At 35.0% G+C, this 21967-nt stretch carries 18 protein-coding genes; 8 read left to right on the top strand and 10 right to left on the bottom strand.

Going from position 1 to position 21967, the window contains the following annotated elements; genetic code table 11:
• Positions 1–812: 812 nt before the first annotated feature.
• The 4 genes from A3Q34_RS01165 (at position 813) to A3Q34_RS01150 (ending at position 4131) form a co-directional block, all read left to right on the top strand.
• Complete coding sequence (locus A3Q34_RS01165; protein ID WP_070373702.1) at positions 813–1394, top strand: outer membrane beta-barrel protein; 582 nt, start codon at positions 813–815, stop codon at positions 1392–1394.
• A 171-nt stretch (positions 1395–1565) separates the two neighbouring features.
• A complete protein-coding gene (locus A3Q34_RS01160; protein ID WP_157470713.1) occupies positions 1566–2552 on the top strand; it encodes a hypothetical protein in 987 nt (328 codons plus the stop codon).
• 140 nt (positions 2553–2692) lie between these two features.
• On the top strand, positions 2693–3247 hold the full coding sequence (locus A3Q34_RS01155; RefSeq protein WP_070373700.1) for a hypothetical protein: 555 nt from the start codon (positions 2693–2695) through the stop codon (positions 3245–3247).
• Positions 3248–3573: 326 nt separating this feature from the next.
• Complete coding sequence (locus A3Q34_RS01150; protein WP_070373699.1) at positions 3574–4131, top strand: hypothetical protein; 558 nt, start codon at positions 3574–3576, stop codon at positions 4129–4131.
• 775 nt (positions 4132–4906) lie between these two features.
• Here A3Q34_RS01150 and A3Q34_RS01140 read toward each other — a convergent pair.
• The 9 genes from A3Q34_RS01140 to A3Q34_RS01100 all read right to left on the bottom strand — a co-directional run bounded on the left by A3Q34_RS01140 (position 4907) and on the right by A3Q34_RS01100 (position 12305).
• Positions 4907–5098 (bottom strand): hypothetical protein, encoded by a 192-nt coding sequence (locus tag A3Q34_RS01140; RefSeq protein WP_070373697.1) that lies wholly within the window; start codon positions 5096–5098, stop codon positions 4907–4909.
• Positions 5095–5688, bottom strand: a complete 594-nt coding sequence (locus tag A3Q34_RS01135) for a ParA family protein (protein ID WP_070373696.1) — start codon at positions 5686–5688, stop codon at positions 5095–5097. Before A3Q34_RS01135 ends, A3Q34_RS01140 begins: the two co-directional genes overlap by 4 nt.
• A gap of 151 nt (positions 5689–5839) precedes the next feature.
• Positions 5840–6034: a hypothetical protein gene (locus tag A3Q34_RS01130; RefSeq protein WP_070373695.1), complete on the bottom strand. Its 195-nt coding sequence runs from the start codon at positions 6032–6034 to the stop codon at positions 5840–5842.
• The gene (locus tag A3Q34_RS01125) at positions 6015–6443 is read right to left on the bottom strand and encodes a DUF2787 family protein (protein ID WP_070373694.1); all 429 of its coding nucleotides are present in this window, start codon (positions 6441–6443) and stop codon (positions 6015–6017) included. Before A3Q34_RS01125 ends, A3Q34_RS01130 begins: the two co-directional genes overlap by 20 nt.
• A gap of 34 nt (positions 6444–6477) precedes the next feature.
• Positions 6478–7038 (bottom strand): hypothetical protein, encoded by a 561-nt coding sequence (locus A3Q34_RS01120; protein WP_070373693.1) that lies wholly within the window; start codon positions 7036–7038, stop codon positions 6478–6480.
• A gap of 166 nt (positions 7039–7204) precedes the next feature.
• A complete protein-coding gene (locus tag A3Q34_RS01115) occupies positions 7205–7555 on the bottom strand; it encodes a hypothetical protein (protein ID WP_070373692.1) in 351 nt (116 codons plus the stop codon).
• A gap of 192 nt (positions 7556–7747) precedes the next feature.
• Entirely contained in the window at positions 7748–10450 is a 2703-nt protein-coding gene (locus A3Q34_RS01110) for a DNA polymerase (RefSeq protein WP_070373691.1), read from the bottom strand.
• A 96-nt stretch (positions 10451–10546) separates the two neighbouring features.
• The gene (locus A3Q34_RS01105; RefSeq protein ID WP_070373690.1) at positions 10547–10795 is read right to left on the bottom strand and encodes a hypothetical protein; all 249 of its coding nucleotides are present in this window, start codon (positions 10793–10795) and stop codon (positions 10547–10549) included.
• A gap of 379 nt (positions 10796–11174) precedes the next feature.
• A complete protein-coding gene (locus tag A3Q34_RS01100) occupies positions 11175–12305 on the bottom strand; it encodes a tyrosine-type recombinase/integrase (RefSeq protein WP_070373689.1) in 1131 nt (376 codons plus the stop codon).
• Between the two features lie 101 nt (positions 12306–12406).
• Between A3Q34_RS01100 and A3Q34_RS01095 the strand changes: the two genes are divergently transcribed.
• Positions 12407–14176: a hypothetical protein gene (locus A3Q34_RS01095; RefSeq protein ID WP_070373688.1), complete on the top strand. Its 1770-nt coding sequence runs from the start codon at positions 12407–12409 to the stop codon at positions 14174–14176.
• A 181-nt stretch (positions 14177–14357) separates the two neighbouring features.
• Here the strand turns inward: A3Q34_RS01095 and A3Q34_RS01090 are convergent, their stop codons facing one another.
• Positions 14358–15194, bottom strand: coding sequence for a WYL domain-containing protein (locus A3Q34_RS01090; RefSeq protein WP_157470711.1), 837 nt, complete (start codon positions 15192–15194; stop codon positions 14358–14360).
• Positions 15195–15311: 117 nt separating this feature from the next.
• On the opposite strand from A3Q34_RS01090, the gene A3Q34_RS01085 reads away from it, so the two are divergent.
• From A3Q34_RS01085 to A3Q34_RS01075, 3 genes are all read left to right on the top strand, one after another.
• Positions 15312–16460, top strand: coding sequence for a DUF6035 family protein (locus A3Q34_RS01085; RefSeq protein ID WP_070373686.1), 1149 nt, complete (start codon positions 15312–15314; stop codon positions 16458–16460).
• A gap of 338 nt (positions 16461–16798) precedes the next feature.
• Positions 16799–17899, top strand: coding sequence for an HNH endonuclease (locus tag A3Q34_RS19925; RefSeq protein WP_083277848.1), 1101 nt, complete (start codon positions 16799–16801; stop codon positions 17897–17899).
• Positions 17900–19150: 1251 nt separating this feature from the next.
• A complete protein-coding gene (locus A3Q34_RS01075) occupies positions 19151–21271 on the top strand; it encodes an AAA family ATPase (RefSeq protein WP_070373685.1) in 2121 nt (706 codons plus the stop codon).
• The last annotated feature ends 696 nt before the right edge of the window (positions 21272–21967 follow it).

Here is a 21967-nt window from a genome sequence, read left to right as displayed (position 1 = left end):
TAAGTTACGTCTATGGACAGGAGATACTTAATTAACGGAACAGTTAAAATTAATACTTTCATTACACCAGTAAATTAGTGGCGTAATGAGGGTTTTATTTTTTTTCAGTGTCTAAATTACGAGGGATAAAGCATCCCACGAAAAATTATAGGCTCAAAGATTTAGTTCAGTCAAGGAGTACTAAGCGGAAGCCTTGAGTGACTGAATTAATTCTTTGGCTCTTAGCCCAGCCTGTGTAAAAACTATTTCAAACTTGAGTAATTGGTTAAAACCAACGGAAAAAAGCTCTTTAGATTAAATTCTGTATTATATTTGATGTAAAGCTACCTATTAATTTACGTAGCGTTGCATAAAAGTTTTCCTTCGGGAGTTTCACACAGGCTGAGCCAAAAGCGGAAGTAGAGTAATCATCAATTCAGTTCAGGTCATGCCACACAGAAGACCTAATTTCGCCTTGAATTATCCGCAATAAATAGTGCGCTTAGCCACCAATATGGTCATTCATCATAAATAGGTTAAAGCTAACTTTATTTTGTGGGTTTAAGTGGTCATTAAGAAAACAACCAAAATATACTATGCCTCCCAATTTTGTTGAAGCATGACAATATGTAATTGAATTGGGCACGATATCTTTTTGTGAATCAAGAAAGTTATATGCTTATCTATTACACCTGACTACACATAACGTGTTGTCTTTACTAATTAAACCAAAAGTTCTCTTTGCAATGAGGCTGCGATCTGTTAAATTTAGTGCTGGCATGGAAGCTAAAAGCTTTGCTCATGCCTGCATTAAACACTACAAGGAATTTTTAATGAAAAACAAATCTTTAGCTTTAACCACTCTTCTTTTTACAACACTGACAGTATCTACATTATCAATGGCCAAATCTCCAAGTTGGAACAACATTGGTGTGGGCTATGTTAGCGTTGACATCAAGGATTCTGATTTTGAACCAACAGGCTTCACCTTTTTAGGCTCAAAGTTAATCAATGATAATGTATATTTTCACGGAAAATATCGCTTAGTTTCAGAAGAAGTTTATGATGAAGATATAGATCTATCAACCTGGAATTTGGGTTTAGGTATTCGTCACGGCCTTAATGAAACCACTGACTTATTCGGTCAAGTTTCTTACTTAAATGCAGAGATAGAATATGACAATACCTCTGAGGATGAAAATGGATACTCTTTAGGTGCTGGCGTAAAATCAATGTTGTCTGATAATTTTGAAGTCGTTGTTCAAGCAACCCGCGATAGTCTAGATGGTGAATCTGAAACAGCTTTTGGTATAGCTGCTGCTTTTTACCTGAACGAAACAGTTTCAATTGGCGCAGGGTATCAAATTGCAGATGATGCAAATTTATTAACTATTGATATCAAAGCTCACTTTTAAGTTACTTTTTTTGATAGCAAGATATAATTCAACTGTATCTTGCTATTTTTATTCTATTTTCCAATTCACTAACCTTAAAATATTCATTTATTCAGGCAATGCGTTATGTAGTGGTGCCATAAAAATGGTCAAGAAGATAGATTTTACAAAGCAATCACTCGTGAGATTTATATGCGCAATTTAGTTTTACTATTTTTATTTGGAAATTTTTTACTAATGGGCTGTTCGGCCACTAAAACTTATGGTCCAACTCTGGTTTCAAAAAACACCTATTTAGTAGAAAGAGAGGAAGGTACTTTTCCATTAAATAATTTACCTTTAGTTCAGGAGGCTGAGAAAATAGCTGTACATTTCTGCAATATTAGGAATGAACAAATAGATGTTATATCTACTAAAACCAATCCCGGCCCTTATATACTAGGAAATTACCCTAAAGGTAGCGTCTACTTCTCTTGCATAAGTAAACTCTCTGATATTCAGAGGTTATCTATATTAAACAAATCCTCAAGCTGCATAACCAAAAGCGCAATTGAGTTCGATGATGGTATTAGCGAAGTTGGTTCACTATCAAAAGCTATAGTAAATGAATGTTATGATCCATGCGTGGCTCAAAAAGAGAAGTTTATGAATAAAAGTGAATCATACTTTACTGGTAGCTGCATAGCTGAAGCCACTAATGCATTATATAAAACTAGAAATATTACACGTCAAGGCGGTAGTTTTAAGGTTTTTAACGACTTTATGTTCTCAAAAAGAAAAGGCGATGGGCATTTTAGGAACACAATTCATACGTTTAGTTCTGATTACAGCTCTAATCTATATTTTTATTGTTCTGTTGGAACATACAATGATTCGGTTAATACACATTATTTAAGTTTAGCGGGGAAAACGATACAAAACCTTGGGCTAGAATATAATAGTAAAGGTAAAATTAACCTCAGTGTTAACGGTGTTGAACACGAATTTGTTTTTTTAGAAGGCGAATTTGATGATAATTATGAATTGCAAATACCATTAGCTAATATTACTGAATACCTCAACTCCAACAAAATAATTGTATCGAATGACAAGCACACTATTGTATTCAGTACTAAAGGCTATATGGACGCTAAAGAAAGAATGATAAAAGAGTGTTCTGGCATAAACAAGGATTTATAAATACAGGTTTATTATATGAATTACGCCTCCATAATAAGTTATTATGTACTATCCCATGACAAGTATTCTGTAGTTAGTCACTTAGTTTTTTTTTTACATGAACTATTAATATTTATTCAGCGCAATAGGAAATATTAGAAGTGCTTAAAATAAAATGTTTTTTACTTGTTTTTTTGTCTATGTGTTCGTTAAATGCTTTAGCAAATGAAGCAGTGATACATCAGTCTGAATATATGAAAGATACAGTGATGCTTTTCACCAATAGTAAGACGGATTCTTACCCTGTATTTTTAGCTTGCAGAAGGGGAACATTTCTTCAAAATCATATTGTGTTTACAGTGCCTTTTATTCCCTTAGAGGAAGTTAAAGAGGAGGATTATGTTGGTTTTACAAATGTACGATTTACCGAGGGAGAGAATATTTATAATATTTTTACTTCATATAAAATCGACATAGATACGGGTGAAGTTGCTTATGATTATGAACTAACTTTTGATCAAAACACACGGAAGGTGCGTAAGGGAAACAAACTTTTCAATAAATTGCAGTATTCATATTTTAAAGTTGATGAGCTATTGAAAAAGTCAAAGTCATATACTTTAATAGTATCTTCAAAATATGGCAGTGGCGTTGTTGTGATTGGAAGTATTATAGAAAAGTTCCCAGAATATGAAATAAAGTGTGAAAACTTATAGTACACTTTATTTTTTTTGAGTTAAATTAGTTTTAATCGCACATAACATCTGTTTAACAAAGACAAAATCTAATCCTAAACATTATTTAGCGCTTACTACCTAATGTCTTTTATGGTGGCAGGCTGTGAAAAAATTATTTTGAACTTGCGTAATTCGGAAATATCAACGAAAAAATGCTCTGTAGATTTAAATCTGTAATAAGTTTGGCGTCAAACTACCTTTGAATTTACGTAGCGTTGCATAAAAATTGTAAGCTGAGAGTTATCACACAGCCTGGTGGCTTTGTTGACTATCAAGATGAAGGTTTATGTATATAAGGGGAGGGTATGAAAACTTCTGTAAGGGGGGGATTTGAAACAATTACATTTGCCTATATGAATATTGGTGCGACTCATATGCTTGAACTGGCAGAATATTCTGAGGAAGGACAGTTATATAATGTAATAAGTTGTATTATTTTTTCTGCATTTACTCTAGAAGCTTATTTTAATCACTTAGGTAGTCTTAGACACGATGATTGGAGCAAGGTAGAACGAAAACTACCCAAATTAAAGAAGTATAAAAAGTTTTGTGATGAGCTTGGAATTACCCCTGATTTTAATAAAAGACCTTACAAATCAGTGGTGAGTGTTTTTAAATTTAGAGATACCATGGCTCATGGCAAAACGTCGACAGATGAGATTCAAATGGAAATTGAAGTTGAATTGGGAAATATTAATCATTTTTCAGTTGGTCCTACATGGAAAGATTTTGCAACATTAAAAAACGCAAAAGTTGCATTAAATGATATTCAACAAGTTATTAAAGAGTTGCATCTAGCCGCAGGATTGGAAGACAATCCTTTCAGTTCTTCTGGTAGTGGGCTATTAGCAGTACAAATGTAGACACAATGACTACTCACGTTGAGAGGCTAGCACCTTGTAAGTCATTGTGTCTAAGTGCTCTGTTGAGTCTAAATTGTGTGAATTGTCAGAGAATGAGGTTACTACTTGAATAATTTAAAAAAGAAGTTGGTTTGGATCGGGGTGATACTAACTATTTGGGCAGGTAGTCTTCGAATAGTTTATGAGGCTGGAGAGTATGATGGGTGGAACGATGCTGTTTCATATGAGAGTTGTGACGTGGCAAGGCGTATAACATTCTTTGGTCAATTGTATATAGTTGATCGAATTTTTTGATTTATAAAAAAATAGGTTCTAGAGAAGGTTACTTTTTACTGAAATTAATTTTATAAGTATGGGATAGACTTGACGCATTAAATGAATCAATGACGAATGCCAAAACTAAATAATTCAACAAGCAGCTAAATCAAAATTCACCTAAGCTGTCTTATTAGATGTGCGTTTCCGGTACTAAAACTAAACCGAAGTACGGTATTTTTTAGGAGTTACCTAATGTCCGCAAAGGTGGTTTAGTTGTCCGTCAGGTTAAAGGTAAATCTACTTCCTCTGATCACTGAAAACAGCTCAAATAGCTATTGATGTTGACTATATCGTATCTAAGGGAGCATAAACTAGTCTAATTCTAAGGACTAATTTAGGTTAGCAATGTGGCAGCAGTAACCATTGACCACTCAATTTATAAAAAATAATAAAATAATAAAATAATAAAATAATAAAATAAAAATGAAGTAGCAAAAGCCACTTCATATAATTAATTTTATTTATTGATCCATTTCTTTAATGACAGCCTTACAATCTCGCTGATTGATTGGTCATTATTACTGGCATAATCTTTAAGAATTCTAGCTTCGCTAGGGTTCAAGTAGAATGTTAATCTGACTTTTCTATTATCAGATTTAGTTCTACCACCTATCGAATGTTCAATTTCTTTTAAGGTTTGTATTTTCATAAAAAACCACCATAAGCAATAATCGCGTCATAAACTCGTTCATGAATTCGTCGAGACTTATTAAGCTGATGCTCCCCCATTTCTTGATGGACCTGTTTATACCACTGCTCACCATGAGTCGCTACTCTCTCAAATAGCGTGGTTGTCCGTATTGAATATATTGGAGGGTAATCAAGCACTTCGATCAAATATTCTCGTACCTCGTCGTGTTTCTTTTGCTTGGTGAAATTATTAATAATAATGACAATAGGTATTCCACTAGGCTCAAGCAATTTATACGTTTCAATTGTTGCTTGTACACTTCGTTCATCCATTAAAGTAGGGATCACACAAACATTACAGAATCTAGCTGCATGAGATACTTTAGGATCGATATTAGTACTCATTGCACCTAAATCAAAAACAACATTCTTTAAGTGTTGAAATTCAAAGGGTATACGTTTAGTTGAGTGAGGTATCTGATAAGCCTTTGTTTTATTAGGGACTACTATGTCATTAGTAACATAAGCAGAATTAATATAAGTGGCTAGATTAGCAGCTAATGAGCTTTTACCCACACCACCTTTAAGTGAACAGAATAATATTTTCATAAATTCTTCCTAAGTAGATTTTTATAATTACTTGTTAAGAAAAAGTGGGGATGAAGTAGGGGTTTTGTGGGGACATAATTTAAGATTAAACCAAAAAAATCAGTTGTTTATACTAATTTAAACTGATTTTAATTAAGTGGGCTAGAAAGTCTTAACCATTTACTTCATCAACGATAAATCCAACCACACCACCGATTATTGAACCGACAATTGCACCCTGTGGACCAAAGCGTGCGCCGATCATAACTCCAGTCAAAGCTCCATTAAGTGCTGAATTAGAAGGTTTAGGAATAACTTCTACATGTGACTTATTATTTGTATTTGTACTAGTTTTTTTTGATTTCAACGGTATAAACTCCCATTGCATAATATTCAATAAAATTATCAATAAAATTATCAATAAATAACGTTGCTAACTCAGCACTTTCTTTGTCACCAAGCCAACCGCCATATAGGTGATAAACACGCTTAGTGGTAAAGCAAACGTCTATCTCTTTCACTAATTCATGGTAGGGTGCGCCGTGATAAGCAAGGTCTGTCACGTAAGCCAACTCCCAAAGATTATTAGCCTTGGTTATCATTACCTCTACAGCGTGAAATCCACCGTTAGTGGCCGAATAGGTTGGGTCATTAAAATTAAGAATGATAGTAGTTACTTCCGGGCTTACTCCGTTTTTAATTACTTCATTGTTTAGCAGGGCGAAGAAGGCTTCGGGCATAGCAAAGCACTGATCCCTGTTAAAGAGTAGTTTCATTTATATCTCACTTTATTTTTTTTTGTAGATGGGTTTACTTGTTAGGCTTTACTGGGGTTTTTGGTGTGGTTGCTTTATCAGTTGCTTTATCAGTTAATTTATCAGTTGATGGTGGCGTTAACTTATTAAGCTCAGTAACACGTTTATCGAAATCATCACTCACAACATGTAAATATAGATTGTTAGGACTTGCTGCAATTAAACCAACACTTTTACTGCGCATTGTAGCCGCGATAAAGGAAACCGTATTACTTGAGCCTCCAGCCACAATAGCCTTAAACAATGAAGTTTTAAAAGGCTTCTCGTCTTTACGGTTACTCAATAAATCAATGAAGGCCGAAAGGCTAAACCACTTCTTACTGTACAAGCCTGCGCTTGAATTAGTGGTTAGTCTAATATACTTCTGCTTACTCTCAATGTGTTGGCCTATTTCAAAGCCAATGGAGCCTGCAGACTTTGCTGATAGTTTTGGCGCTTCTCCAGTAAGTAATACGACATAATCACTTATTGCATCATCGTTTTTATCCGCTTTATTAACGTCAGGCTGTAAGCCATTAGTTACTTTAGTAGGTTCGCTTGTTGTTTCGGTGTTCATATGTACTCTCGCTTTTCGTAGTTAGTAGTAGGTAGTTAGTAGTTTGAAGGTAAGCCGTGCAGTAAAAGAAGGACTTTCTCCGCATCAGCCCTAAGATGTATTGGTAAGTCAGCATTACAAATAATGTGAATTAATTTGCTCGTATCCATATCAGTCTCGTTGCTAATCAATGTACTTCAAAAGTTAACTCGCTCGGCCTGAGCACATATAAACCATGACCTTCATCACTGAAAACTGTGAGTGATAAGGCATACTGCTCAGGTAAGTCTTCGATAAACTCAGGGTTACTAAAGGCATCATCAACTTGCCGTAGCACGGATGGACTTAATGAAGTTTTGATTGTTTGTAGGTCAGAAGCTTTAGTGATTATTAGTAAACGTGTTTGGCCTTCTGCCCAAAAAGCTAAAGCAGTTTCCTTAGCACCAAAAGGCTCAATTAATAAAGTAATGAGTTTATTAATCACAGGTGAGGGCAGTAATAGGTCTTGGGCAGAGGGTAAGTAATTAAGTAATTGCATAAAGGTCTTCCATAATTAAGGGCATAGATAACCGGCAATAAAAAAGCCTGAACACTATGTGCTCAGGCTTATATATTCTCGTCAGGTTAATATTAATGGTCAGGGTGAAGAGCATTCTTCTAATGCTTAATATAAGCTTGAAAGGTGTGTTATTTCAGTTAATAAAAGAACACATATAACTTATGTACCTATTTAGGAACCACCTAACTCGCTATCAACTTTAATCATCGCATCAACAGTGAAGAAAAGTGCTAGTGATAAATCAGGAAACTTCGTCAATACAAGCTTAACTGCCTGCATGACGCTGTCGGTGTAAGGTAGACAATGAGGAAAGAACTCAGCTTTTTTAGCATTTGAAAAGTTACAAACACCTTTAGAATAGCCATTACTCATAAGCCACTCACTCAAGGACTTATCAGTACCAGCCTTTGTTAAGTTACACTTACCTTGCTTATAAGCACGAATGAATAACTTAATGAAAATATCACCACAGCTATCAGAACTCATCCGTCTTAACCCTGAGCTCTTCTTAGCAAACTGTAATTGATAGTAATCATCAAATTCATGGAACTTCTCTACAGTATTTAAGCTGTTATCCCTACGCCACTGGTCGAATATACCTCTAGCTATAAGTCCTTGCTCTACTGTCTCCCATGACTCAGTATCAAAGCTTAAACACATACCATAAGGCGTACTGACCATTCTCGGATTAACAGGTTTACGTTTAAAGTCGAACTCCATGTTTAAGGTGATTTCGCGCTTGTAGCTAATTAAATCACTTTCGGTTAACCATTGTTGGCGTGTAGAAATCAGATGCGTGTTAGTCATTTTCTGCCCGGGATACCTATTTAAATAAGTCTCAGCCATAAAGGTGTGTGGGTCTGATAAGTGCTCTTTAGGTATACTAATACTACCTTTAGCAAGTACTTGGTCTTTAGTCTCAGACCAATCAGGGTGAGGCTCTGTAGTAAAATGAAGTCGTGTTTTGCCGCATATCAATTGGTTAGATTTACTTTTAACTTCTAACATGTGAGCACCAGGATCAACACGATGTACTAATGCTTGGAATCGCTGACACAACTCACCGGAGGTATCAACTTCGTGAGGCTGAATATTATTAGGATCTTTTATATCGATAGTCGATAAAAAGCCGTCAGTAATGGCGTTTATTAACTTTACATCATCAGGTAAGTTATTAAGCAACTCACCAATGACAGCCCTAAGCAATCCCGTTATATGACTAGCAATAAACGGGTTAGTAATATCACTTGGTGGGATCTTCTTGCTCTCACCAGACGAGGTATTAAAGCCTGTAGCACCCGATAAACCTTGCCCTGTTTTACCATAGATACTGTTCATTATGAGTTTGTACATCTCATTTTCAGTGGACTTTTTAGGAAAACTTTTACGCTTAGCCCTAAGTTCTTTGATCACAGGTTCAAAGAATCGTTTATCATTTTTCCAAGGGATAACACAGCCTGTCTTAATATCGACCTTAGCACCAAGTCGCAACGCTAAATCTATCTCAGCGGCAGTGACATAACAGGTGCCTTTGTGCGTAAAGTACAGGCCATTAGTACCAGCCCTAAAAGCAATCGTTGGATAACGAACACTTTCAGGGAATTCAATTTCAGCGTAAGCAAAACCTAATACGTGACCTTTAAAGTCGTTAGGATCTTTTGTTGTAACAGCCCTATCATAATCAGGCTCACATAAATCTAATAGGCCCATGGAATAAGCTCCGGTTAAATCAAGATCCGTAGCTACCTCATTTTTCGTTGCGCCAATAGAATAAGCAACGTTATGTGCTCCTTTGAAAGAGCTAGTCGCAAGCTTATAAAACGTATCTACAACGGGGTCTATAATAGTCTCATCACGAGTTTGCACTCTATTAGTCTTTTGGTTGTAGTAAGGCACTTTTTGGTGCGATAAACCAAAAACACGCTGAAAATGGTCTTCGTCTTCGAAGCTTTGTTTAACAAGCTTTACCCCAAGGCTGCCAAGTGTTGAGGGCAGAGTATCTTGATCGAACTCTTGCTTGATGGTCTTCATCATATGTAAGCCAAAGTGGAGTGCAATTTTGGCTTCAGCTAACACATAAGCTTCAAACTCTCGAGGCAGATCATTCTTAAATTTAAGCATGTCAGTAGTGCTTTGCCCCTGCGGAATTATTGGTTCGTCCAATCCAGTTAACCTAGCAGTATCCTTTTGGGAGCCATTATTAAGCGGTGATAACAGTGTAGTATCAATAAACTTGAACTGGACTTGACGAGGCTTTCTTGCTTTATCCCGAAGTAATAACGTTTTGCGCTTAACACGTCGGTTAGAACCAATAAACATTATATCGGTATTGTCGTCGATACCGACCTGCTTAATGATACTTTTGGGCAGTCCTAAACTTAGCACAGTATCCCGTAATCCCTCTACACTATGCTTATTATCAGTATTCCAAAAATCACTGAAATTTACGATATCACCTCGCATAAAGTGGCAAAACACGACTACTTTTTTAGGCCACACATCCACCATTTTATCTTGTTTAGCTTGGTGAATGACATGTCCAAATAGCTTATTTAAAGACATACGCTGAGAACGTTTTGGGCCATCGGTGTAAATTATGTATGAACGCTCTTTAGCATCCTCGCCTCTATCTTTTGTATAGACGGAAGCCGTATAACAAAGAATATGATTAGCTTCTCGGTCGGGTCGACGCTGCCAAGCACTACTCATGCTCATATATAAAGTACCACCCTCAGCGGTGACTACATCATCTAATGAACCAATAGATTCGTTAATTTCTTGTACGGTGAGACGATGAACATTCAAGTCTGAAGTATAAGAATCATCAAAAGCTTCTTGCTCATGATATTTAGGGGTTAATGAATTTTGTGACATATTATTTTTCTCTTTATATAATTGAAAAATGGAGGGTTAAATGAAAAAAAGGCCTAGTAGTGACTACTAGGGCTTTTTGTTAGTAATAAAAATTACTTATAAATCGTCATCTTTAAGTAACTTGTTCCAGTCCGGTTGATAGAACCTACCTGCATCACACGCATCAACAATTTTCTCAATCTCTTCTCGAATGAGAAACCGCTTTACTTCATCGGGTTCAATGATGTTACTTAGCATCGATGAGTTATTGTCTTTAACCATCACCCCTTTAGAAGTAAGCGTACCAACGCCAATCATAGAATCCCTAGCAAAATCGCCGTTAGGAAAGAATATTTTCTTAGCCATGTTTTCACCTTAATAAAAGTTATGAGCTTTATGCTCGGCTGCAACGTGTAAGCACATTACATTTAAATAAAACCTAATAATTAGGTCAGTTATTAAGAGCTTTGTTGCTCTTATCTCTATAGTGTGAAATTTAGTGAAAATTTATACTTTCTAAGAAATATAAATGATAAATAAGTAGGTGTATTTTTGTTAAGTTGCTGATTATTTTTAAAAAATAAAAATAAAAATAAAAATAAAAATAAAAATAAAAATAAAAATAAAAATAAAAATCATTGTTGCCCTCAGCAAAGCTAAGGGAAGGTCGTCTGCTGCGCAGACGACCAATAAAAAAGCGGTTATCTACCGAAGTAAATAACCGCTTGTAAGCTATATCTGTAAGTTATCTGTAAGCGTTAGCTACAGCTTCGGATGTATCGCGTAAGTCATCATCTTGGTATGAAATATATCGCATTGTGACACCTACAGAGCCATGGTGAAGTAACTTGGAGGTTGTTAGTACGTCGCTATTTTTTGCTGCAACAGATCCGAAAACCCGCCTCAGGTCATGGTTTCTTAGGTCACTGATGTCATGTCCTAGCTCAAGCATCCGCGCCTGTACTCGTGCCCAACAGCCGCGTGGGTAATGGATAGGTGAGCCAAACTTACGATTAGATGGGAAAAGCCACTCGTTTGTGGTTTCTGCTATACGGCGATTAACTATCTCTATTGCAAACGAATTGAGTATTAACGTTTGCTTTTTACCAGATTTGGTATGAGGTAAGATAATGGTGCCATTTTCAATATTAACCTCTGATACTCGTATACGTTTTATCTCACCAATACGGCCACCAGCAGTAGCGCACAGCATAAGAACGTCTTGCTGAACTTTATTTTTATCTTGCAAACAACAAGCAATAAAAGGTTTTAATTGCTCAGGTCTCATGGTTTGAGTGCGTGTATTATCTCTATTAAATTGCTTCCAATTTCTAAAAACATTAACAGGGTGAGAACCAGAATCAACAGCAAAGCGACCTATTTTACGTGCTATAGCGCTTAATCTATCAACTGAAGAGTGACTTAATCTCTCAAGTTTTTCTTCAATAAACTGATTTATTAGCGGCTGTGTTATTCGGTCGAATTCTAAGTGCCCAAAATAAGGTCTTATATGCTTCTCTAATTTTGATAGCTCAGGCTTAATGTTCTTCTTGTTAATGCGTGCATCAGTTAAGAATGGACCATCAATAATATCATTAATTGTTTCAAAATCAGCGCCAAAACCGTCTTCATTACGAAGCAGTTGCTTCAATGCTTTTTTTCGAATATCACTAACTAAGTGCAATAAAGCATTACCCATTTTTTTAGTTTTAACCTTGCCTGTATTCTTTTGTGAATAGCGTAAGTAATAGGTTTTACTTCGTTTACCTATACGACAAAGCAATCCTGGAACTTCCGTATCTTTTAATAAAACTTCTTTATCAATAAACTCTCGCTTATTGATCAGCGTATTTGAAAACTTAACAACCTCGTACATATTTTATACTACCTTTAGTGGATACCTAAAGGTCATGCATGAAATTCAGTGAAAAAAATGATAAGTTGTGTTTCATCAAGTGGTTATGAGTTAGCTTATTAATGAAAACAATTCCTATCGGTAAAGCTTTTAGTGCAATGTTATGGGTGCTAGAAAAAGAGCAAGAAGCGCTTGAACAAGCCTCGCCTGAAGAAAAAAAGCCTAAAAGCAAACTTACAATTAAAAGGAGTAAGATAAAATTGGGTGATTGGAATTTTTATGATCTCAAATCACCACTAAAACCAATTAACTACTCCAAATTAGTAAACACACTAGGGCATGATTATTTTGAAGGGTCGTTATACCAAGGTATCTCAGAATCAATTAACTTAACGAATGCCGTCGACGGAGGAATGCTCTTAACACCTGAGAATGGGCTTGTATGTCAAAGTAAAAGTGAGTCATTAGGCGAAGGCGTAGAAGCTTGGTTAAGTTACGAAGTTGAAAGCCAAATATCTCGTTTAGCTCACACAGATATTTATCCAAAAGGTGAGTCATTCAAGCCAGAGAAAATAACGAAATCAGCATTGTCAGCAGATGAAATATCAAAAGAGGATCTAGAACTTCTTAAATACTTATCGTCACCAGAAGCTAGTAAAAAACTCGCAGAAATGGAACAACTAAGACAAGCTAATAAGCAGCAAGGAGTCATACCGAATATACCAATGACAGCACATGATAAATTATTGGCTAAATGTCACTATAAGTTATTAGATTTACTACAGTCAGGAACATTCTCCGCTTATTATTACCCTGCGATTATTAAATTTAAAGATGAATTAAAGTTAAAAGAAAAGCCAACTCAACTTCCACAAGTTATTAGCAAAGCGCATTGGCAAAGAAACCTGTTGCCGCACTACGATTACAATGCCATTCATTTTGGTGATTCACATAAACTATATTTTTCAAGACACGTTGTATCAGAATATTTTACTGGCCAAGATGAAATACCGCCTTATCATCAGTTCTGGCTAGCTAACGTTCAAATTGAAGCTGAAAGTTTTGAAGAATTTATCATGCCGTTGATATATAGACATTTTACACTGCCTAAAACAGCAAGGCTAAATAGATCGGGTAATAAATATATTATTAATTTTGGTGAAGATAAAAACGTAAAGGTTAAGCAAAGCCTTGCGTTGCACGCGTTAAAAGTTATTTTTCTACATACTAATCAAAATTTAGCACAACCAAGCTCAATCGATGCTGTTTTCATCAGAGGAATAATCTCAAATAATAAAGAAGGAGAGGCGCTGTCGAGGCACTCAAATAACGATCTAAATGACGAATCAAATCATCTGATACCGGAAACTAGTATTCCTATAGCCAAAGTTAAAGGTGTTATAAGTCAAATACGTAAAAAATTAATGTCATTTTGGAATGATGATTATTTAAGTCTTGAACTAACCTCCGAATTAGAAGGTGAAATTAAAAAATTAGCCAATATCTTAAGTAGCTATTCAAAAGACGATACATACAAATTAAATATTAAAGGATTATTCAATTATAAAGATGATCTTGAACGAGAAGGAGAGGACGAGGATGAAATACAATATAAGTTAAAAGCAATGCTTGATGATGTTCTCCCGTATCAATCAGTTGAATCACAAGTGAATGAAGTCCAAGAAGATAAAAAGGAACCTAATGCTCTTTGGAATACGATAAAGGCAGGGTTGGAGGTAATAAAACCTCAGTGCCCTCATTTATATTTTCATTTACTTGGTTCAGGAACATCAGACAAGAAGGGCTGTTTTAAGGGCGCATTGAGAATGGAAGGTACAGGATTGATTTATCAGCCAAGTGATAGAATTCTCTGGGATCTAAAAGAACGTTAATTATTAACAAATAAAAAACACTGTTATATGTGTATACCCATATACCCATATACCCTTGCGATGGTTTTTTAAATAGATAAGCAAACGGAAGGGCTAATCGTCGCAAGCAGCTGTCACATGCTATGAATAAAGTGACGAGGGTTTACTTTTTAAAACGCACCTTTTAACTATCTTTTGTTAGCTATAAATTGTACCCAGGAGCAAAATCCATGGATTTAATGTCGGTTAGTTCATGACGATTCATAAGCTGAAGGTTAAACATTTTACAATCGAGTAACGCATCTTTTGAGCTATCCACTCGCATCTTAGATAATGTGAACCCAGCCAAAACTTTATTAGTTGTTATATTGATTACTGGCTTATCAACTAAGCCTAAGTCTAATCGTAGAGCATCAGGATGTGGGTGCTTTGTATGGGGAGCAATTGTTAACGTAATATTACTATGCCATTCCTCATCTTTATCATTGGAAACGTAGGTAGTATCAATTGATTCTGCGCGAGTAAATCGGCATAGCTTATAGGTGCGGTACTCTTTTTTCATCAAGTTAACGCCACGCACATACCAAATACCACCAGCATCGAAAAATGAATTAGGTGAAAATATTCTCTTACTCCCTTCGGTAGATGAAGAAGCGTAATCTACATCAACACAGTGCTTTAAGTGAAATGCTCTGGTTAATTCTGCTACAACATCAGATGAAGGAAAAGTAGCTCCTTTCACATAAACATGATTCTGATCTATATCTAATACTTTTCTTAATACAACATTACCCTTGAGTACTAAGTCTATGGCATCAGCTATGTTATGTTCAAATGCAGGTGAAAAGTCAGGTGTAATTGAATACCTTGTTTTACTTACATCATAGGTAATATTGTCAGGATATTTACTTCGATAACTAGCAAAAGCTCTAGTAGCTGAAGCTGGCGCCATACCAAGTATATTAGTGAGATCATTTCTACCTAAGTAACCTCGGTACATTAACAGTAAGTCGATAAACACCATGCTTCCTAATTTCAAAATAATACCAATCCATAATTGATTAACCTAATGATTTTATCATGTATTAATTAACAAGTACTACTCAATTGATTAGTGATGTATCATTTTATTATTGAAATTCAGTAAGGAATTGAAGTGATAGTTAATAAAAGAAACATGGATCAAGTATTTATACCTGAAGAGGATAGGGTAGGTGATGCTGAGGAGTTTCTAAGTTGGGATGAAAAACCACTGTTTGAGTTGAGACGTCAGTTAAGACCAAAGACAGCAGAAAGAACACTCTTGTGTCCTATTTGTTTTCAACCATTAATCATTGCAGGGACTAAAAAGCAAAAAATACATTTTAGACATTTTAAAGATTCTGAGATATGTCCAATAAAAACAGGTTGTAAACTTACCGTTGAGCAAATTTTAGCAATGAAGTTTAATGGTCAAAAAGAAGGACTGGCTCACAAAACTAATAAAATATTCATTCACGACACCTTAAAAAAAGATATCTCATTTGATGATGTCAAAATGGAAAAAACATTTAGGGAAGAAAATACTAGAGGGGTAGCTAAAGAGTGGCGTAGACCGGATGTAAGTGCCTTTTATACCATTAATAAAGTCAAAATAGTATTTGAGTTGCAAGTTTCCACGACATTTATTGATGTCATCATCGATAGAGAAAAATTTTATAAAGAAAGGAATGCCTATATCGCATGGGTATTCTTAAATTTTGAAGGGAAGCGTTTTACAGAGTTAGATATAGCGTATGCAAATAAAAGTAACGCACTGGTTCTAGATGATGAATGTAGAGCACTATGTCAGCAGCACAATGAGTTGTACTTTAGGTGTTATTACCGGAAACCGTACATTGCGGACGGGGCTTTAATAATTGAACACGAGTGGGAAAGTGAAATAGTATCAATTAAGGAACTTATTTTTGATGATGTGAATCTCAAGCTTTTTTATTTCGATACAGATAAAGCTGAACTGGAATTGTTAGATGAAATTGATCGAAAAAAAGAATTAATTCATCAAGAACAAAAAGAGCGAAAAATAAAGGCTGAGGAAGAGAGGAATAAGCCTTTATTTGATTATAAAAGAAGTCATCCATCATCAAATGGGTTAACAGGTACTTATTCACTATACAAAAGATCAAGTGAAGAACGTAAACCAACATCGACTAGGGTAAATATTAAAAACAAGATATCGATGTGTTTTGGATGTAATCAGTATTCTAATACTTATCAGGTAGGTAAGTTCCATATATGCAAAAAATGTGGTCATACAACTAAATAAATTTTATAAAAGGAATAATGCTTTGAAAATAACCTCATATCAATTATGGAAATTGGGATAATAAGAGCAGAGCGAACGAGCTAGTAAAATTTTCTATGTAATTAATAATACGTTGAAAAATATGTTCATATCGGTAAACTGAAGTGAATTAGTTGAGCCAAATAGCGTAAGGAAGCGGTTGAAAATGCAACGTTCTATGGAATCTTCCCTACATTGAATAGACTCAAAAAATATATGGACTGTACTTAGCGGCTCAGTCCAACAGGACATTTATCCATTATGCTTCAACAAAAGATAAATGCTTAATTGTTATATAAAATTACATAGGTGTTAAGAATATGTTCGATGATGTGGAAGGTACGTTTAATGAGTCGTTTAATGATGACGTAATCAATTTGCGTTTTAAATGCTCTAAAAGAAAGGGGGAATCTACAAATGGTGAGTTGTCTAAATTACTATCGATTCTCAAAGTGTCAGAAGACTCCTACCTTTGGGATGTTAAATTTGCTATTTGGAATGTGTTAGGTATAGAAAAAAAACCGATTAAAATAACAAATGAGCGAGCTTCTATATTAAATCGCTCGTTTAATAATGCTGCGGACATCCCTATATTAAGAAGTAAAGAAGGTGGTGTTTTGCTATCAAAGCTTGGATTGTCTTTTAGTTCGACCAAAAAAGAGTTAGAACTAAAACTCATTGATTTTATTACTAATACTTTAGCCACTCAAGATAGAGAAAATTTACCACAAGGAAATAAACCAGCTAATAAACAATCTACTGAGGTAATTCAAGATAGTAGAGATCAGGAAATAATAATGAGTTGGATTGATTATGTCGTTCAAGCTATGGAAAATTTAGGTGGTGAGTCGGATTATAGTGATTTATATGATGAAGTTGAAAAATTAAAAAAGGGTGACTTGACTCCAAGTTGGAAGGCCACCGTACGCAACACAGTTGAAAGCTATTCTAGTGACTCAGATAACTGGTCACCTACACGAGCCGATTTGTTTTTTAGTGTCAATGGTAAAGGACGTGGACGTTGGGCTTTAAGGGATTACAAATCTAAAATAAATCCAATAGCCATTGATCATGAAGCTCCTGACAAGCAGGATTACACTGTTAGTCGATTTATCAGAGACAGTAAGCTTGCGCGCACAGTAAAAGAAAAAAATGATTATAAATGCCAAATCTGTGATTTTACGTTTTTATTACCTAATGGTAAGCCTTACGCGGAGACTCATCATTTAAAACCACTTGGTGGTGAACATGTGGGACCTGATATTGAAGGAAATATGATTTGTCTATGCCCTAATCACCATGCAATGCTTGATTACTGTACGTTTTCCCTGAATATCGAAAGAATCATTAGTTCTTCGGCACATAATATCGCAGTAGAGTTTTTAGAATATAGCAATCAGCTTGTGGCCAACAACTCCTAACTAGTTAATCTGTTCTGGTCAAGTCGCATAAAACACATTCACTGTGGTCTGCTCAAACTCAATTGGAGTGCAATTAACATTTTATTTGATGTATGTAGTCTGCTCTAGTCGTAATACCAGATATAAGCTTCAACATTTTTTCTATCATACCTTGGCGTGTTAAATAATAAAGGTTTAACAGCCATTTGGTTTTTTATCTACACATGTCCCAACAAGCAGCTCGGGTACTCATTGTGGCAATAATATATTTTTATTGCTGGATAATGGATAGCTCGTTATTTAGTTGTATTATGTTTAACACTAGTAACATGGCTCGCTATACCAAATCTACTGACATACGTATATGAATAACCCTCCTATCGAATAATAAGGAAAAATATAAATCCATAACAATAGCTAAGATACATCCAGCCTTGTCCCGCGTTCCTACATGTAAACCTTCTGCCCAAATTTGATTGGGGAGCTGTGCGTGGGTTAAATTATGGGGCAATAATGTTGTCCGCAGTACTGTGGTTGTATTTACGTATGATGGAGGTCGCTTTATAAGCAATTCGTTGTTTAACACTCAACCAAGTTTATCCTTCAATCAAGCGAATAACTTTATCACGATCAACATAAAACCTTTTTTTTTGTTTTACGCAGTTTTCTCATTAATTGCCTAGAGCCTAAATTTGTGCCCAGTAATGTATGGGTAATCCATAGCTTACCGCTCATTATCGGAAAACAAAACCTTACCAAACTCTTAATCTAGTTAAGTTATATCTAAGCAACGGGGGAGGGAGTTCTTTAACGCGAAAAAAATATTTTTTTTTTATAAATATAATACCTTTCCAACTCAAATGTTTAAATTTCATTTTTTAACTAGTGCGATTAACTTTATGTTGATTTAACTCACTGAATTTTAACATGATATCCATATAAAACGCTCAGGTAGTAAGTGATGATATTGTATTCTATGAATTAGTTTAGAATTAAAATGTTGTTAAAAGGGCAAATAAAGAAAAAAGATTTATATAATCAAATCGCTTTAATATCAATCACTTAAGTTGAAGCCGACTCCCTAGAAACAAGTGTCCTCCCCTTTGGTTTTTAACCACTTGAATTCACAGTGTTTTATCGTAAAAAACCGAGCCAAGTGTCAAATAATAATGTCAAAAATTGCCATGTTATCGAGAGGTGATTTGGGATATAACGTGTATTGAACTTGTGTTCTTTTGTCCTTCCATCTTTATGTATTAAAAGAGATAAACTATGGCTATTATGAAAAAAGCTCTAAAAACTACGTCTAAGTTAAATGAAGTTCATCGATATGATCAATGTAACTTTTTAGTATTGTGTTTCTTGCAAAAAGTACTGCAAGAATGCGCCGTTATTAATACCTCTATAAATGATTTAATTGACGATTGTGTATTAAAGAAAGCGCTATTACAGCTAGGAATGCCAAAACGTTTATTAACATCTAGGGAAATATTAAGTAAACAATATTTTTTGTGGATAGAAAAACAAGTTTCACAAGTAAATGCCAAGCAATTATTCGGTCAAAATTACTATCAAAATCTTAATACCCTTGCCAAACAAACCAATAACCCACGATTATATTTTAGGTTGTATTTATTTTCATATCTTAAATTAATGAGTGAACCATTTAACGATATTGCTGATGAATTAGCATCTGAGTATCAAGATGACGCGACGGCCACATTTGTATTACTTAGAGCAATTGGTGTAACCGATGCTGATATTCAAAGCATTGCTACAGGTACACATAGGGATGAGAATAGTATCAGTAGCTTGTTAACTAATAATGATGAAAGTATTCATTCTGCCCAATATAGCCATATTAATGTAAATATATTTCTATCAAGAATTGAGCTTCCTAACAAATATCTAGAAGCGATTAAAACAATAAAAACATTAAGTTCTGTTGAGGCACTAATTAGACATTGTTATCAACTTGACTATGAAACGAAGCTAAAACCGAAAGATTTTGCTGTTGAACAATTTATACCGCTGTATCAATATTTAGACGATGCGATATCATTTAAAAAGCAGGGGGTAAACATTTTACTACATGGTCAGCCAGGCGTAGGTAAAACGGAACTTGTGAAAACGTTAGCTAAGGCATTAAATTGTGATTTATTCGATATAAGCCACAGCAATGATGAATATTCTCAAGACAATATATCGAAAACGATGGTAAATGAAATTGAAAGAACCCAAACAATATGTGGGCAACTAAAAAACATTATTCTGTTTGTTGATGAGTGTGATGATTTTTTCCATGAAAATCCACTATCAGGCCGTAATCTACGTAAGCATCAAGTTAATAAGTTGCTTGAAAACACACCAATACCTACTATTTGGGTAACCAATCGACCTTATTCTCTGGAAGATGCGTACATACGTCGTTTTGATATGGTGCTTGAAGTTACATCACCGGAAGCTGAGAGTTATGAACGTAAAGTCAGACAACTTAGTAGAGGATTACGCTTGTCTAGCGAATTTATTGCTCATATATGTCAACACAAAAGCTTATCTATCGCTCATATTGAGAAAGCGATAAAGGTAACTAAAACCTTTTACTTAACTGCTAGTGATGCCCAAGAACAAATAACCGTATTATTAAACGGTTATTTAAATGCGGGAGGCTATAAAAAATTACAAATTCAGCCTGTAAATAAGCTATTAGAATATGACTTGTCGTTAACCAATAGTATAGGGCATGACTTAAAAGTTGTTCAAAAGGGAATTAATCGGTTAGGTGAGTCTCGTATATTATTATATGGACCTCCAGGTACGGGTAAATCCGCTTATGCGAAATTTTTATCTAAAGATTTAGGCTTATCCTTAATAATGAAACGAGGCTCTGATTTGTTAGGACCTTATGTTGGTGAAACAGAAAAAAATATTGCCGCAGCCTTTGAAGAAGCCACAGACAAAAATGCCATTTTGTTACTCGATGAAGTTGATAGTTTTTTAAATTCAAGAGAAGGTCATAGTCAAAACTGGGAGTCGTCAATGGTTAATGAAATGCTTACTCAAATGGAAACATTTGAGGGCGTTTTTATCGCAACCACCAACTTTAATCAAAAATTAGATTATGCGGTAGCAAGACGGTTTGACTTCAAGATAAAACTTGATTATTTATTACCAGCTCAAACGTTAAAAATGTTTAAACAGTTTGTTTATTACAGTAGTAAAGTAGCTAGGGAGCAGTTATTGAAACTCAACAACTTAACACCAGGAGATTTTGCTGTAGTCGCCAGAAAATGCTCGTTATTAGGAAAGTTTGATGAAGATACCGTCTTAGCATTATTACAACAAGAGTCAGCTTATAAACAACCTATAGCGAAGCCAATTGGCTTTATTTAAGTTGACTGTGGCGCATAAAGTTGATTGTTAGTGTTTGACAGGGTCGCAATTTTTAGCGTCTTTAATACGATCAGCTTGTTGCAATTTATTTGTTGAAACGCACCATAATATGATCTCAATTCAAATCGTTTTTTTTTATTGGTACTTTGTACCGATTTTATACAATGATTTAGGCTGCTTTAGCTAGGGATAATGTTATTGATGTCATGCATAAATAATGTAAACTCAATTAAATCAGTCAGTAAACATCTCACCGTTACGTTAACACAAGGTATTTAAAATCCCTCGCTCATAGAGTGTGACGGTTCAAGTCCGTCTCCGGGTACCACCTTTTTTCTGAACTTCCTAGCTAGTTAAAATCCTCCCCATTATTACAAGTCATCATTTACATCGTTTAGATTTTTTCTCTTGAATAAAAATCTCGTCACTTTACTTGAACATAGAGTGTGACGGTTCAAGTCCGTCTCCGGGTACCACCTTTTTTAAACTTCTTAGTTAGTTAAAATCCTCCCCTTTATAACAAGTCATCATTCACATCGTCTATATAGTTTTTTTGAATAAAAATCTCGTCACTTTATTTGAAAGTAGTACATCTGTAATTACTGTTAGTTTGGTATAGGGCCAATTTTTTTTGGCGTATTTGACGTAAATTACTGAATAACATAGTATCATCGAATCCATAATCATTAACCCAAC

It is taken from the genome of Colwellia sp. PAMC 20917 (genome assembly GCF_001767295.1).
Lineage (GTDB): Bacteria > Pseudomonadota > Gammaproteobacteria > Enterobacterales > Alteromonadaceae > Colwellia_A.
The sequence above is the reverse complement of the archived record's forward strand: the minus strand, read 5'-3'. Positions and strand labels throughout refer to the sequence as shown.